Genomic DNA, 15,418 nt, shown 5'->3' with positions numbered 1-15,418 from the left:
AAGCATATATATTTATATTGATACTTAAATTATATTTTATGTATGAAGAAGTTAATGATTAAATTATTTGAGTATATCCCTTGTTCCGATTGGATTTACCATAAGTATCTTATATTTAAAGGACGCCAGCGCAAGGTATGTCTTGGAAGCAAAAATGCGGACAAGACCTTTTATGTAATAGGTTGGAACGATGAGGGAGGCGGACTGTTTTGGATTGTAAACAAAGTGTGCATGCATATAGCCTATGCTTTGGATCACGGTTACATTCCTGTTGTCGACTTGAAAAACTATATCACCCAATACACATTAAAGAATGAGAAAGAAAATGTTTGGGAGATATTCTTTGAACAACCTGCAGGGTATGGATTGGAAGATATAAAGGATAGTAAAAATGTGATAATCAACCGCATGACTCCAGCACCAGCAAAGAAGTATCTCATGGGGCAAATAGAGTTTTATGACAATCAAGAGAGAATCTCTTATTTCCGTAATATCTTTAAGAAGTTTATTCATCCCAACAATAAGACGTTAGATTATATTCGAAATAAAGAGAAACAACTTTTTAAAGATAAAGGACGTGTACTTGGCATCTTATGTCGTGGCACCGACTATGTGGTGGCAAAACCAAAGAACCATCCTATTCAACCTGATGTGAGTGAAATAATAAAAGACGCTAAAAAAGTAATGAAGGAGAAGCAATGCAATTATGTGTTTGTTGCAACAGAAGATAAAGACATACTTGATGTTTTAAAAGCGGAATTTGGCGATAAATTATTATTTCTCGACCAGCGTAGATACAGCGGCAAAGACATGCAATCAGATCAAGTACTTGCTCAAATTAAGGAGAAAGATAAGGAACGCAATCCCATAAAAGATGCCTTAGATTATTTTGCAGCCGTATACCTGCTTACCCGTTGCTGCTGTTTCATTGGAGGACGTACAGGAGGAACTAAGGGAGTATTACTCATGAACGACGGCTTTGAATATAAAAAAATCTATGATTTAGGGCTATACAAATAATAAAGACTACATTGTGTCGTTATTTCATTATAGAGTATAAATCAAAATTGAAACTTTAAAGAAAATAATAAAATGAAAATAGGCTTGCTTGCATACCACTCTGTGTGTAATTTTGGAGCGATGTTACAGCTTCTTTCTACATACATGTTTTTGGAAAATCATGGACACGAACCAGTGGTTATAAATTGGGTAGCTAAAGACTTGGAAGAATATTATGCCCAAAACACACCTGTTTCACAAATTGAGAACCAGAAGAAACTGCGCCTCAAATTGTGGAAAGAAACCTGTTTATGTCGCACAATTGAAGATGTTGCAAACATTATTTCTACAGAACACATTGAAGCTGTAATAATAGGTAGCGATGCCGTGGCACAGCATCATCCACTTTTTGAACGTATCATCTTTCCATGTCGCAATATTATAGCCATAAATCCGGTGACCTCCGACGTGGTATTTCCAAACCCTTTTTGGGGTATATGGACTGACTATCTCGACAAGCCAGTCCCTGTTGCATTAATGTCAGCAGCAAGCCAAGACTCAAAATATAAATATATTTCTAAAAAACTTCGTAAGCAAATGAAAGAGCGTATCATGGCATTTTGCTATGTATCTGTGCGTGATGTGGACACCCAAAAGATGTTCTCTTTCATTACTGAAGGACAATGTTGTCCATCTGTTACACCAGACCCAGTATTTGCGTTCAATCAAAACGCAGCATCATTAGTACCTTCTAAAGAGGAACTGATGAAGAAATATGGTCTTTCAGACAAGTATATGCTCATAAGTTTCAAGAACGAAAAACGCTCTAACGTATCCCAAACTTGGTTGAACAAATTTCAAGACATAGCAAAACATCATGGCATACAGTGTGTATCGTTACCATTCTCGACAAGTCTATCTGCAGGAGAGTTGGAAAGTGAAATTGCACTCCCACTAAATCCTATTGACTGGTATGCTCTACTCAAATATTCTTGTGGTTATATTGGCAACAACATGCATCCTATCGTTGTGTGTATTCACAACGCAGTGCCTTTCTTTAGCTTTGACAATTATGGAACTAAACATGCAAACGGCTTGTTTTGCGACTCTTCAACAAGCAAAATCCGTCACATATTAAAAGTTGCCAACCTACTCGATTGTCGAATAGCAAGCAATTCACTGTTTCGTCGTACGCCAAGTCCAGAACATGTATTTAATAAGTTACAGACGTTTGACAAAGCTAAATGTATAACTTTTGCTCAAAGTTATCTCTGCAAATATAATGAGATGATGACGACAATTTTAAAACACATAGAAGGCACTTTGTAGGCAGCTTACATAATCAAAAGAAAACAATATGAAAGTGGCATATATATCAACACCGCATTTTGCCGATTGTGACATTCCTCTGATTGGTGAATTGCAGAAGAAAATTGATTTATTCTATTTTCTTAAAGTATCAGAATCAACTAAACGACTCACACTTATAAAAATTGAATCTCTGAATAAAAGAGGTGGGGTTTATCCTGCTTCTGATTTTCCAGAACTTACCTACTTGTCTAACGACATAGATTTATCGAAGACATATATAGTAAACCTTCCAGGCAAGCATGACTGGTCAATTAGCAACCTCCTTGCCATATTAAGAATGGTGTGTGTCATTTTACATCTAAAGATTAACATAGTACATCTCACTTGGCCACCACGCTATGGTGAGTTCTTCACATATCTCTTGCGTAAGCGTATCGTCATAACCATGCATGACCCTCTGCCTCATTCAAGCGAAAATACATGGCTCAATCGTTTCCATCGCAATGTGTGTTTCCGACTACTTGACGATTTTATTTTGTTGAACGATACACAGAAAGAACAGTTTATCGAGACCTACCGAATGGGAGCAAAGCGTGTGGCATTATCGCATCTTAGCGCATATACAAACCTACAAAATATTAAGCCGCAAAAGCCAGATGTAAGTAACTATATCTTATTCTTTGGCGGAATTAGTTCACATAAGGGCATCGAATATCTGTGTGAAGCAATGGATAAAGTTTGCAAGAAACATCCCGATGTGAAGTTGGTTGTCGCAGGTAAAGGTAAGATTTATTTTGACTTAAACCAGTATGCCATCTATAATACTGGTCATTTAGTTCTTCTCAACCGATACCTTGACGATAACGAACTTGTTGGTCTGATACGTAACTCTTTGTTTGTGGTATGTCCTTATATCGATGCAACACAAAGTGGAGTGGTTATGTCAGCGTTTGCTTTAAACAAGCCTGTTGTTGCAACCAAAGTGGGTGCTCTACCTACCATAGTTAAGAATGGACAATATGGAACTATCGTTCCTCCTAAAGATGTCACCACCTTGGCTTCTGCAATAAATACATTGATAGAAAATCCACAAAAAATAGAGGCAATGATGGCAAATATTGAGCACGACTATTCTGAGGGCAAATACTCATGGAAAGCCATCGCACAAGGCATAACTAATATTTATGCAAAGAAATTGTCAGACTCTAACAAGTGAAATAATTAACAATGATTAAAAGAACAAACAAATGAAGAAAGTCTCAATAATAATTGTAACCTACAACTCAGAGAAGGATATATATGATTGCATTAATTCTATCATAGAAAATTCCGACATTCCGCTGGCGGAAATAGAACTGGTTGTTGTAGACAATAACAGCACAGGTTGCGACACAATGTTTGGGAAACTTAAAACATTGTGGGGAGAAGATATTATACTGATAAAAAACAGCTGCAATGGTGGCTACGGTCAAGGCAACAACGTGGGTATTAGGCGATGTTCCGCACCATTGGTGCTTATCATGAATCCAGACGTAAGGCTTGTATGTCCAATTTTCCACAAAGCAATAGACCGCTTTTCTAAAGACAAGAGCATGTGTATGCTCGGCATGAAACAGTGGCTCACGCTTGAAGAACCTAGCAACAATTCATTTACATGCACCTATAGAATGAACGGCTATCTCTCAACCATACTCTCTGCCTTGTGTACACGTCTTGATTTCTACATAGCAAAATATATGCATTTTTCAGGATCGTGTTTCTTTATAAACAAGGCCATGTTTGAAGCGGTCGGTCTTTTCGATGAAAACGTATTCCTCTATGGTGAGGAAGATGACATTCATTATCGTCTAATGCATCGTTTCAAAGATTGTAAGATGAAATATGACAAGAGTCTAAAATACCTACACCTTACAAAAGAGCGTAAGCCCGACATAAAATATGAGAAAACGCTTATTGATGTGGCAGTAATACAAAACAAAAAGAAAAATTACGATGAGCGAAAGACGCTTAAAAACCGGCTGCGTTGCATCAATTTACAGATTTATAGAGAACGTCTACGTGTCAAGTATGGCAAGAATGACAGAACACTCCTTTACATGCTTGAAGAACTAAAGTTATATATAAAAGAGAAACTGCAAAGTTGCAAGCAGATCAAATAGCAACAAGAAGGCATTTAAAAGTTTTCGTGAACAAATAAAAACTATAAATGAGCCCACTTGAAAAAGTAGTTTTGGGTTCTTTATCCCACAAACGCCATTTGATTATCAGATGGTTACATTTGAAGAAATTATTATAAAATGACTTTTTCAAGTGGGCTCAGTAATATATAAAACCATAAAGCTATATGAAGAAAGTTTTATTCATATCATTTCAAAACTTCCATAATATCTTTGACGGAGGAAGCCTAGCCAACAGACGCAATGTAGAAATGGCTGTCAATATCCTTGGCAAAGAAAATGTTGACTGTTTTTTCATCAACGACAACAGAAAGAAAAACAGTATTGTTTCAATGCTGCAGTCAGCAATACTCTTTCCTTTCGGCTATTTTTACGGGTTGACACCAGGTAAGATCCGCACCATTATAAACATGGCTAACAAGTATGACTATATCTTCATCAATACCAGTATTTTGGGAATAATATCCAAGAAACTTAAGAAACATGGATACAAAGGTATCATCATAAATTTCTTCCATAATGTAGAAAGCCTTTACTATGAAGCAAGGGTCAGCAAGAAGTTCCCACTAAGGAAAATTGTCATTGACTGTGCAGCCAAGAACGACAGATACAGCATTGACTATTCGGATAAGTCTGTGGGCTTATGTATGCGCGACAGCAACATTATGAAGTCGCTCTATGGCAAGCCGTTTGATAACATAGTTCCTATCACATTTGAAGACAAATGTGTAGGCAAGAACTTCGACAAGCAGGTTTTTACCGGTAAAAAGCCTAAATGTTATTTCATCGGAAGTAATTTTCCTGCCAATACCGAAGGGCTTTTGTGGTTTGTAAAGAATGTGTTGCCACATGTAGACATAGATTTCAAGATAATAGGCAAGGACATGGACCAGCTGAAAAAATCTCAGCCTTGTTTAGTAGACATTCCTGTATTCTCTAATGTTCCCGACCTTGCACCTTTTTTCGAAGAAGCAGACTTTATGGTATTCCCGATATTTTCTGGTAGTGGTATGAAGGTAAAAACATGCGAAGCTCTGATGTACGGTAAGAACATATTAGGTACAACCGAAACATTTGAAGGCTATGAACTTGACACCTCGTTGTGTGGTAGACTCTGCAATACAGCAAAAGAATATATCGAAGCCATTAATTATTTTGCAGAAAATTCAGTGCCAAAGTACAATACATATTCACGCTCTATTTTCGAAAACAATTATTCCAATTCTTTTGCATTAAAAGTTTTTAGAGAGCTTTTTCAATAATAGAAGTCGCCTAAACTATTCTGATGATAATTAGATTTGAAACTTTATCTCTTCTAAACCGGTTTTATGCCATGCTTAATTGTAAAAGAAGTAACATCTATTTAATTTTTTCGCTGGACAGCAATAAATCTGAACAAAGTTTGACTGTTTCAAGATTTTTGAAATTAAATAGGCATAAAACCTTCACCCTTCACCGTTTTCTCGGAATCCCCTGTATTTATAGGGGGTTCAGAGGATGAATGGTGCCAATTTACCCTTCAGCCCAATTCACTCAAAAGGAATTTGAGCCTCAACCCAAGCATAATAGAAGCATAAACTGCGGCAAAATAGAAGATTTGGACTGGTTATAATAGAAAACCTGTCGCAAGGGGGAAGTAAAGAGAAGTGAGAAGGAAATAAAGAGAAGTGAGTAAAAACTTCTTTAATTTCTATAACTTCCGTATATGAGAAAGTTAAATAAAGCATGAGCCAAGCTCTATCAGTCTACAGGATTCTGAAAATTATTGTTCTTCTAAACGCAAACAGAGCATCGTCCAATTCTGCACAAAATATTAAAGAAAAGTTAAACTTTCTAAAAGAAATAGCAAAATATTTGGAAGTTATTACTATTTTACTACCTTTGCAAAAAGTTTAGCAAAAACTAAACAGCGTATCAAAAGTAAACATTTATATGGCTGAAAAATATGAAACAAGACCATTCGAATATGTAAACAACAAAGATTGCAGATTCTACGAAGCGTCAGTCAACGGGAAATATCTATATCAAGAATTTCTCCTAGGGTTGAAAGATAAGAAAAATGACCTTCGAAAATTGAATTCTATTTATGCTTATATGGATCAGTTTGGCGCATTACTCCTCCCTAAAACTAAATTTAGGCATATCGGAGACAAACAACATCCTGATTTATACGAGTTTAAGAAAAATGACATCAGAGTCTACGTCATCATGAGGAAGCCAAACGTATTTGTTGTTTTGGGTGGCTATAAAGGAGAACAAAACTCCGATATTAAAAGAATTAAGAAATTATTCAATGACTTTTAAAAGGAAATAATCATGGATAGAAAAGATGTATTGAATAGCCCAGAGTATTGGACTTCTAAAACTCAAATCGAGCTTTACAATCAAGCCCAAAAATTCATGGAAGCAACCGGTAAAGACAGGGCACACCTTGCAGAGTATTTGGGTGTGTCAAAAGGCTACGTGTCCCAACTACTCAATGGTGATTACGACCACCGCATGTCAAAGTTTTTCGAATTGGCATTAGCGTTTGGTGTTATACCTCAGATAGAATTTATTCCAATAGAACAATACATAAAGGAGGACGAACAACAGCACCATTTTCAAAAGGTTAAAGTTGACACCCCAAAGGTGGAAAAATGGGACAGCAAGCCAACACAAGAAACAATACACGTAACATGTACCTTATCAGATTTTTCCACACAATTAAATATACCTAAAAAAGTTGCATAATTATGATTAAATTTAGAATGTTTGGTATACATATAGACCAATTCGCAATTTTGTCTAAATCTGCACCATTAGAAGATCTTGGATTAGGAGTAAATCTTAATTATAAATATGCCAATAAAGGTAGAATAATATCATGCTCTACAGAGTTCAACTTTTTAAACTCAGCCCAAGAAAAAATAATGATTTTAGCTATCACATGCGAATTTGAAATAGAAGAGAATGACTACAAAAATATTCATAAAAACGAAAAGACAATTATTCCAAAAGAATTATTAGAATACTTTGCTGTACATACAATCGGAACAGCAAGAGGAATTCTCTTTTGCAAAACAGAAAGTACTCCATACAATAATATCATCATACCACCTCTCAACGTATCTGAGATGATAAAAGATGACATGGTAATATTTTAAGGTAAAAGCGTTAGAGATTCTATTTTATATCTCTAACGCTTTTACTTATAGATTAGACATCATAAAATAAATTAAATTTACATCTTTTAGTAGACATTCTGATTTAGCAAAAGTTTCTTATAAAAAATACAATATTTTTCAAACTGCCTACGTTATTTTGTTAATAGAGGAACAATAAAATATGCAAAATCTTTGCCATAGTTGTTTCTTTTAATCAATTCACACATCAAAATGATAATCAATCCCACCAAGGGTTATTATCAAATGTCACATACACAGAATTTCAATCCCAAAAGGAAGAAACTACATGGGATATTGATTTTCAAAAATTAAAAACATATTTAGAATGAATTACGAAGTTGCAATAGTCATACCTACTCTCAACGAGGAACGTTTCATTTCTCGTTGTTTGAATTCAATTATTAAGCAAACATATGAATTTGAAAAAATGGATGTAATGATAATAGATGGAGGTAGTAAAGATAATACAAAAGATATTGTTGCCGAATATCAAAAATCACATCAGAATATTCGATTCATAGAAAACAAGAAAAAAATTCAATCAGTAGCATTTAATATAGGATTTAAAAAATCTACTGCACCATATATAATAAGATTAGATGCTCATGCTGAATATGATTCTAAATATATCTCTCTTTGCATTGAAAATCTTAAGCAAGATGAAAAACGCGGTAATGTAGGTGGCAGATGTAATATTTTACCATTCAACCAATCCATATGGGCTCAAACCAATGCCATTCTGAACCATTCACGTTTTGGCATTGGAGGAGCAGCTTTCCGAGTTAGTAACGAAGCTCACAACACAGACTCTGTACCTTTCGGAGCTTTTCCTAGGAAAATCATAGAGAAAATAGGCGGCATGAGAGAAGACTTGCCAAGAGGTGAAGATAATGAATACAATTCTCGCATAAGAAAAGCAGGATTTCAGGTTTATTTCAATCCTGATATCATAAGTAGTTATTACGCTCGTCCTACATTAAAAGCATCATGCAAACAGATGTATGCGAACGGTGAATCTATAGGTTACTTGTATTACATCGACAAAGAAGCCATAGGAATAAGACATCTTATCCCATTACTCTTTGTTATTTGTATATTCATAGGCATAATCCTCTCCCTTTTATGGAACCCATTCTGTTATCTTTTGGAAGGAGGACTTGCTGTATATTTTATTGCAGCTATTGTAGCTGCAATAACAGGAACTACAAGAAACATTAAATGCACGTTGCCGTTATTCATACTTTTTTTCTGTGTACACGTTTCTTACGGAATAGGAACAATATTTGGACTCGCAAAAGGAAGAAAAATTCATAACAGATAACGGCTTTTAATAAAATAGTAAACATTTTAAGTTACTAACACAATAAACAACTTCAGAATGCGTTTAAATAATAAAATATTAACTAAACATAAACATCAAATTTTATAAATATGAAAATTCCATTTTCACCTCCATACATTGATGCCAACGTAATAAACGAAGTTGTTGATTCACTCAAATCGGGATGGATTACGACTGGTCCAAAAGTAAAAGCATTAGAAGAAGAAATAGGTAAAATTTCTGGCGTAAAAAATGTACTATGCATTAATTCGTGGACTTCTGGTGCCATTCTCATGCTCAGATGGCTGGGACTGCAACCTGGAGACGAAGTCATTGTTCCTGCATATACATATTCTGCCACTGCCATGGCTGTATTATGGGCGGGTGGTAAACCTGTCATGGTTGACTCTACAGAAGATTTCAATATTTCTGTTGAAGGAATAAAAAATGCTATCACAGAAAAGACCAAAGCTATTATTCCTGTTGACATTGCTGGTTTTCCTTGTGATTATGACGCAATCATGGAATTAGTAAAATCGGAAAAGATAAAAGCTTTGTTCCATGCAACTTCTGAAATACAAGAGAAATTAGGCAGAATACTCGTCTTGAGTGATTCCGCCCACTCTATTGGTGCACATTATGGTGATAAGCGTACTGGTTCAGAAACTGATGTTGCTATTTTCTCTTTGCATGCAGTAAAGAATGTTACAACAGCAGAAGGTGGAGCCATCTGCCTTAACTTGCCAGAACCATTCAACAATGAAGAACTTTACAAAGAACTTCGCCTGAGAACTCTCAACTGCCAAACGAAAGATGCTTTCACGAAAACAAAAGCAGGCGGTTGGAGATATGATATTGTAGGACAAGGTATGAAGATTAATTTGGCAGATGTTAATGCAGCAATTGGTTTGGCTCAAATACGCCAATACGAAAATCTACTCCAAGAAAGAAAGAGAGTATTCAATACTTATGCCAAAGCCTTCGCAAATTCTGACTGGGCAATAACACCTCCTGCAACATCTGGCATAAAGGAAAGTTCGTATCATGTATATGCCTTACGAATTAAAGGTATCACAGAAGAACAACGAGATGCCATCATTCAAGAAATTTCTAAAAATGAAGTAGCTGTAAATGTTCACTTTATACCAATGCCAATGCTCACACTTTTCAAGGGTATGGGATATGACATCAAGGACTATCCACAAGCATATAAAAATTATGCCCATGAGATCTCATTGCCAGTATATCCTCAACTCACAGAAGAGGAAGTTTTATTTGTAGCAGAAACAGTCATCAAGGCATACGAAACCGTGATAAAAAAATAACGTAAAAGTTAAATATAGGAAAATCATAATTATGATTCGATTCTTCGATATATTATTCTCAATAATAGGATTAGTACTACTATCACCACTCTTTACAGTTCTCTATCTTCTCATTAGGATAGAGAGCCAGGGAGGAGGATTTTACTCACAGGAGAGAATTGGCAAAAACGGCAAGCCATTCAAACTCTTCAAATTCAGATCCATGAGAATTGGATCTGATAAAAAGGGGCTAATCACTATTGGAGAAAAAGACAATCGTATCACCAAAACTGGTTTTATTCTTCGAAAATACAAATTAGACGAGCTTCCTCAACTATGGAATGTATTTATCGGAGACATGAGTTTGGTTGGTCCAAGACCAGAGGTAAAAAAATATACAGACCTCTATACAGAAGAGCAAAAACAAGTTCTACAAGTGAGACCAGGTATAACTGATTGGGCATCTATTAAGTACGTTGATGAAAATAAAATTCTGGGAGAATCAAAAGACCCAGATGATGCTTATGTAAATTTGATTATGCCCAATAAAATAAAATTAAATATGGTATATATACAACATCAAACTCTTGGAGAATATTTCAAGATTATATTTACCACATTTAAAGAAATAGTAAGATAAAAGAAATATGAAAAATTTCAGGAAAATTACAGATTGGTATTTTTCAAAAAAATCACTACCCTATTGGTGTATTTTTTGGATAGATTGTGCTGTGATATATTCATCATACCTTTTTATATACCAGCAAATAAATAGCGGAGCACAGGCATTAGGAATATTAGGACAACTCTCTGCTGTCTTTGCGATATTCACGATGTTCCATGCCATAGGTTTTAGAATGTTCCATACATATGATGGCATTCTGAGATATTCTTCTTTTGTTGATTTGCAGAAAGTATTCTATGCAGTAACTGTCGGTGCAGTTTTATCTATACTGACTAAAAACATGCTTCTGAATACTCAATTATTTCCAAGAGTTGAGATTCAGTACCGTAACATTATCTTAGGTTCACTTATTTCTATACTCATCTTGTGGGCTATCAGAGTCATTGCTAAGACCGTATTTGATGTTTCACTTTCAGATTACAACATCAAGAATACCTTTATATATGGTGTAAAGGAGGGTGGCATCGGTCTCGCGAAACAAATTAAGAATAATAAACCTATGAAGTTCAAACTCATGGGATTTATTTCTGATGATGTAGAAATCAAGCACCACCACCTGATGGGAGCTAAGGTATATGCACTCGACAAAAATACTATCAAGGTAATGAGAGACTATAAAATCACTACCCTGCTGGTATCTCCAGGTGCCATCAATAATTTACGTGCAGACAAGGAGTTCCAGGATGCTATACTTGCTGAAGGTATTCGTATTTATATGCCTACTACACAGGAATGGAATACAGAGCAGCAGCAACAACTCAAAGAAGTTAGCATTGAGGATCTTTTACCACGAGATGAAATCAGCATCGATATGGAAAGCGTGGGTGCTATGCTTCATGGCAAACGCATATTGATTACAGGTTCTGCTGGAAGTATCGGAAGCGAAATGGTAAGACAAATCGCCAAGTATAGTCCTGCGGAATTAATTCTGATAGATAGTGCAGAGACTCCGCAACACGACATACGCTTAATGATGGCGAAGCAATTCCCTGATATTAAAGCTGAAACCATCGTCACCACTATCTGTAGCAAGTCCAGAATGGAACATATCTTCAAGACTTATCTGCCTGACTATGTTTTCCATGCTGCTGCATATAAACATGTTCCTATGATGGAGAACAATCCATGTGAGAGCATTCAAAATAATGTTTATGGTACCAAAATTCTGGCAGATTTGGCTGTCAAGTATGGCGTAAAGAAATTTGTAATGATATCTACCGATAAGGCCGTGAATCCTACCAATGTGATGGGATGCTCAAAACGTATCTGTGAAATTTATGTTCAAAGCCTCAACAAAGCCGTGAAAGAAGGTATCATCAAAGGTGAAACCCAGTTTGTAACCACACGATTTGGCAACGTTTTGGGTTCTAATGGTTCTGTCATTCCGCTGTTTAAGAAACAGATTAAGAATGGTGGTCCTGTTACAGTCACCGACCCTAATATCATCCGTTATTTCATGCTGATTCCTGAAGCTTGCGAACTCGTCTTGGAAGCTGGTACTAAGGGTAATGGTGGTGAGATTTTTGTCTTTGACATGGGTAAACCAGTCAAGATTGCTGACTTGGCACAGAGAATGATTAATCTCAGTGGAGCTAAGAATGTAGAAATTAAATTCACTGGGTTAAGAGCTGGTGAAAAGCTCTACGAGGAAGTACTAAACGACAAAGAATCTACCAAGCCATCATTCAATGATAAGATTAGAATTGCTAAAGTTCGTGAATACGACTATTCAGAAGTTTCAAAACAGATTGATGACTTAGTTGAAAAGAGTAAGTTGTACGATGAAATGCTCACTGTGAAGAAGATGAAGGAGATAGTACCTGAATATAAGAGCAACAATTCGATTTACGAAAAACTCGACAAATAACGAACAACATAGCTTCAAGCTTAGTTAATTGATGCATAAAAAATAAATGGAAAATAAACAATATAAAGACAACATGAATAAGGCGGAGCAAATATTAAAACGCTCCGTCGATTTCATCATTGCAACATGTTGTTTGATATTCTTCTTTCCTTTGGCTTTGGTCTGCGCCATTGCCATACATTTGGAGGATGGCCTGCCGGTTATTTACCGTCAAGAGCGCATCGGTCTTCATGGCAAACCATTCTTTATCTACAAATTTCGCTCTATGAAGATTGATGCAGAAAAGGACGGTCCTGATCTTTTAGAGATTAGTGGCGACCCAAGACTCACTAAAGTGGGACGATTTCTCAGGGCTCATCACCTCGACGAACTTCCTCAGCTCTGGAATGTATTTAAGGGTGATATGGCGTTTATTGGTCCTCGCCCTGAGCGCAAGTTCTATATTGATCAGATTATGGAACATGATCCTCGCTATGAGTATCTCTATCAGATTCGTCCAGGAGTCACCTCCTACGCTACTCTCTATAATGGTTATACTGACACCATGGCAAAAATGCTGCGACGTCTGGATTTAGATCTCTACTACTTAGAGAATCGATCATGGTGGTTTGATGCAAAGATTCTCATCAAGACTTTCGTCAATATCGTTTTTGGAAAGAAATTTTAAGAATAAACTTAAGCAATTAGGGCAAGCACCTATCCCGGTTGCTTGCCCTAATTGCTTATATAATTACATTTATCCTTCCATGCACCAACTTTGCAAATCCACCAAAGCCTCCTCTACCTCCCTATTCAGATAGTCCAAATGAAAGCTCTTGTATGACTCTCTTTACTATAGTTTCAGATTTACTTTTCCTTCCACTCCTCTATCGTAAGAAGTCCTTCTCTCACTTCATTGTTCGGGATATCGAGCAAGAACGACTCCGTGCCCTGGTCATAATCCTTGATGGTGAGATAGCCGCTTTGGTAAATCATCGGCAAAGGCTTCTCTATATCCGCCTTATAGTCATCAAACTGTGGCACCCCATAATATTTTCCTACCAATTCATCCAGATTCTCATCAAAAAGATTCAACAGACGTACAAGGTAAGTAGGCGTGCCGCTTTTAAACCAATACCCACCTAACTTCATGTTGTAAAAAGCATTGAGCAAGCTGAAAGGATTGAAAACATCCACCATTTTCTCACTGAAGTGATAGCCGTCATATTTCATTTTCAACTTTTGCAGCATCTCCACTTCCGTGCAATGATATATCTGGGCAATTTCCGCTATAGGCTCGGCAAAATATTTCTCCAGTTCATCCTTGGTAATACCACAGAGAGCTTCGTAATTTCGGCTTAAGCTGATGTCAGCAGGTTGGTTAAATCCACTGAACATGCTGATTTGCGAGAATTTCGTAACACCAGTGAGGAACACAAAGCGAAGGTCTGCGTCAGCCCCCTTAAAAGTGGTATAGAAAGACTTCATGATGTTGCGATGCTTTTCCTCCAAACTAATCATCTTACCAAGATGTTCGACCTGATAGTCAAGTTCTATTACGTCCAAAATCGGCTTGTCGTATTCATCAATGAGCACGACGGCACCAAGACCCGTTTTCTCATGAGCAGCTCGAAGTACTTTTTGAAAACGCAACCCCAAGTCATTACTGGTCTTGGCAACTTCATATTGAGCTTCCCATTCGGTGAGATTATCCGACAGCACATCTTCTAAAACTCCATCATTCAGATAGTTGCCCGTACTGAAATCTATGTGAAACACAGGATATTGCTTCCATTCTGTCTCCAGCTTGTCAATAGCGAGTCCCTTGAATAGCTCCTTGTTTCCACGGAAATACTGTTCCAAGGTTGACACAAGAAGACTTTTTCCGAATCGCCGAGGGCGACCCAGAAAATATATGTTTCCCTGTACTAGTTGGTATATCAAATCAGTCTTATCAACATAGACATAACCACCATCGATTATTTTGTCAAATGTCTGAATTCCTATCGGATATTTCATATTGCTCACATTTTTCCGCAAAGTTACATTTTTTCTTTGAAACTGCCAAATGATTATAGCTATTTATTTAATAACGACAAATATTTTCGCAATACCGATGGGTGACAGACCCCTCTACAAAAAACAGGAAACTCGTGTCACTGGTGTCACCCAACAAACTGGCTCTAATAAAGGGCTTGACAGAAAACGGTGACAGGTGACACTTTTATATACTCTTTTTTTTATGACTTACCGCGCGAAAATAGATAAAAGATTGATAATCAGAGGGAGACATCCAAATTGGAGGGAAAAAGATGAAAAGTAGGTATCACCGACACCCTTGAGATTTTTTGTAAAATTTTACACTTTTCAGGAACAAGCCATTTGAAGGAAGGAAATGACTTGTTTACGACTGCTAAATGACTTGTTTTGATGCCCTAAATGACTTGTTTACTTTTGCAAAACACGCTATTTTATATAATTTGTCTTTAACTGAAAGTAGTATACACCTTTCTTGTTATACTTACTGATTTACTATACACATAATTTACTTTCTTACTAAAATACTATACACAATCAGAAAAGCCTTACTGAAATGGTTTACACATCA

The 15,418-nt window shown here is 36.4% G+C and carries 14 protein-coding genes; 13 read left to right on the top strand and 1 reads right to left on the bottom strand.

Annotated elements, in window-relative coordinates; all coding sequences use genetic code 11:
- Window positions 1-42 precede the first annotated feature (42 nt).
- The 13 genes from EXN75_RS12735 (at window position 43) to EXN75_RS12675 (ending at window position 13,498) form a co-directional block, all read left to right on the top strand.
- Complete coding sequence (locus tag EXN75_RS12735; protein WP_134844101.1) at window positions 43-1,020, top strand: O-fucosyltransferase family protein; 978 nt, start codon at window positions 43-45, stop codon at window positions 1,018-1,020.
- 72 nt (window positions 1,021-1,092) lie between these two features.
- Window positions 1,093-2,328, top strand: a complete 1,236-nt coding sequence (locus tag EXN75_RS12730) for a polysaccharide pyruvyl transferase family protein (RefSeq protein WP_134844100.1) — start codon at window positions 1,093-1,095, stop codon at window positions 2,326-2,328.
- 28 nt (window positions 2,329-2,356) lie between these two features.
- A complete protein-coding gene (locus EXN75_RS12725) occupies window positions 2,357-3,526 on the top strand; it encodes a glycosyltransferase family 4 protein (protein WP_134844099.1) in 1,170 nt (389 codons plus the stop codon).
- 31 nt (window positions 3,527-3,557) lie between these two features.
- Window positions 3,558-4,469, top strand: coding sequence for a glycosyltransferase family 2 protein (locus EXN75_RS12720; protein WP_134844098.1), 912 nt, complete (start codon window positions 3,558-3,560; stop codon window positions 4,467-4,469).
- A 185-nt stretch (window positions 4,470-4,654) separates the two neighbouring features.
- The gene (locus tag EXN75_RS12715) at window positions 4,655-5,749 is read left to right on the top strand and encodes a glycosyltransferase (protein ID WP_134844097.1); all 1,095 of its coding nucleotides are present in this window, start codon (window positions 4,655-4,657) and stop codon (window positions 5,747-5,749) included.
- Between the two features lie 670 nt (window positions 5,750-6,419).
- On the top strand, window positions 6,420-6,791 hold the full coding sequence (locus EXN75_RS12710) for a hypothetical protein (RefSeq protein ID WP_134844096.1): 372 nt from the start codon (window positions 6,420-6,422) through the stop codon (window positions 6,789-6,791).
- A 12-nt stretch (window positions 6,792-6,803) separates the two neighbouring features.
- On the top strand, window positions 6,804-7,220 hold the full coding sequence (locus EXN75_RS12705; protein ID WP_134844095.1) for a helix-turn-helix domain-containing protein: 417 nt from the start codon (window positions 6,804-6,806) through the stop codon (window positions 7,218-7,220).
- Window positions 7,221-7,222: 2 nt separating this feature from the next.
- Window positions 7,223-7,633 (top strand): hypothetical protein, encoded by a 411-nt coding sequence (locus EXN75_RS12700; protein WP_134844094.1) that lies wholly within the window; start codon window positions 7,223-7,225, stop codon window positions 7,631-7,633.
- Window positions 7,634-7,979: 346 nt separating this feature from the next.
- Window positions 7,980-8,975, top strand: a complete 996-nt coding sequence (locus EXN75_RS12695; RefSeq protein WP_134844093.1) for a glycosyltransferase family 2 protein — start codon at window positions 7,980-7,982, stop codon at window positions 8,973-8,975.
- Window positions 8,976-9,085: 110 nt separating this feature from the next.
- Window positions 9,086-10,300, top strand: a complete 1,215-nt coding sequence (locus tag EXN75_RS12690; protein WP_134844092.1) for a DegT/DnrJ/EryC1/StrS family aminotransferase — start codon at window positions 9,086-9,088, stop codon at window positions 10,298-10,300.
- A 31-nt stretch (window positions 10,301-10,331) separates the two neighbouring features.
- Window positions 10,332-10,919 carry a sugar transferase gene (locus EXN75_RS12685; RefSeq protein ID WP_134844091.1) on the top strand — a complete coding sequence of 196 codons (588 nt, stop codon included), beginning with the start codon at window positions 10,332-10,334 and terminating at the stop codon, window positions 10,917-10,919.
- Window positions 10,920-10,926: 7 nt separating this feature from the next.
- Window positions 10,927-12,831 (top strand): polysaccharide biosynthesis protein, encoded by a 1,905-nt coding sequence (locus EXN75_RS12680; protein WP_134844090.1) that lies wholly within the window; start codon window positions 10,927-10,929, stop codon window positions 12,829-12,831.
- Window positions 12,832-12,877: 46 nt separating this feature from the next.
- On the top strand, window positions 12,878-13,498 hold the full coding sequence (locus tag EXN75_RS12675) for a sugar transferase (RefSeq protein ID WP_134844089.1): 621 nt from the start codon (window positions 12,878-12,880) through the stop codon (window positions 13,496-13,498).
- A 179-nt stretch (window positions 13,499-13,677) separates the two neighbouring features.
- On the opposite strand, the gene EXN75_RS12670 is transcribed toward EXN75_RS12675, so the two are convergent.
- The gene (locus EXN75_RS12670) at window positions 13,678-14,829 is read right to left on the bottom strand and encodes an ATP-binding protein (protein WP_134844088.1); all 1,152 of its coding nucleotides are present in this window, start codon (window positions 14,827-14,829) and stop codon (window positions 13,678-13,680) included.
- Between the last annotated feature and the right edge of the window lie 589 nt (window positions 14,830-15,418).

Source organism: Segatella hominis (assembly GCF_004535825.1).
Taxonomy (GTDB): domain Bacteria; phylum Bacteroidota; class Bacteroidia; order Bacteroidales; family Bacteroidaceae; genus Prevotella; species Prevotella hominis.
The sequence above is the reverse complement of the archived record's forward strand: the minus strand, read 5'-3'. Positions and strand labels throughout refer to the sequence as shown.

Excerpts from the sequence above, each read along its gene's own strand:
- EXN75_RS12680 (WP_134844090.1), top strand. The coding sequence starts at position 10,927 with ATGAAAAATTTCAGGAAAATTACAGATTGGTATTTTTCAAAAAAATCA.
- EXN75_RS12710 (WP_134844096.1), top strand. The coding sequence starts at position 6,420 with ATGGCTGAAAAATATGAAACAAGACCATTCGAATATGTAAACAACAAA.
- EXN75_RS12700 (WP_134844094.1), top strand. The coding sequence starts at position 7,223 with ATGATTAAATTTAGAATGTTTGGTATACATATAGACCAATTCGCAATT.
- EXN75_RS12685 (WP_134844091.1), top strand. The coding sequence starts at position 10,332 with ATGATTCGATTCTTCGATATATTATTCTCAATAATAGGATTAGTACTA.
- EXN75_RS12705 (WP_134844095.1), top strand. The coding sequence starts at position 6,804 with ATGGATAGAAAAGATGTATTGAATAGCCCAGAGTATTGGACTTCTAAA.
- EXN75_RS12690 (WP_134844092.1), top strand. The coding sequence starts at position 9,086 with ATGAAAATTCCATTTTCACCTCCATACATTGATGCCAACGTAATAAAC.
- EXN75_RS12735 (WP_134844101.1), top strand. The coding sequence starts at position 43 with ATGAAGAAGTTAATGATTAAATTATTTGAGTATATCCCTTGTTCCGAT.
- EXN75_RS12695 (WP_134844093.1), top strand. The coding sequence starts at position 7,980 with ATGAATTACGAAGTTGCAATAGTCATACCTACTCTCAACGAGGAACGT.
- EXN75_RS12720 (WP_134844098.1), top strand. The coding sequence starts at position 3,558 with ATGAAGAAAGTCTCAATAATAATTGTAACCTACAACTCAGAGAAGGAT.
- EXN75_RS12730 (WP_134844100.1), top strand. The coding sequence starts at position 1,093 with ATGAAAATAGGCTTGCTTGCATACCACTCTGTGTGTAATTTTGGAGCG.
- EXN75_RS12675 (WP_134844089.1), top strand. The coding sequence starts at position 12,878 with ATGGAAAATAAACAATATAAAGACAACATGAATAAGGCGGAGCAAATA.
- EXN75_RS12725 (WP_134844099.1), top strand. The coding sequence starts at position 2,357 with ATGAAAGTGGCATATATATCAACACCGCATTTTGCCGATTGTGACATT.
- EXN75_RS12670 (WP_134844088.1), bottom strand. The coding sequence starts at position 14,829 with ATGAAATATCCGATAGGAATTCAGACATTTGACAAAATAATCGATGGT.
- EXN75_RS12715 (WP_134844097.1), top strand. The coding sequence starts at position 4,655 with ATGAAGAAAGTTTTATTCATATCATTTCAAAACTTCCATAATATCTTT.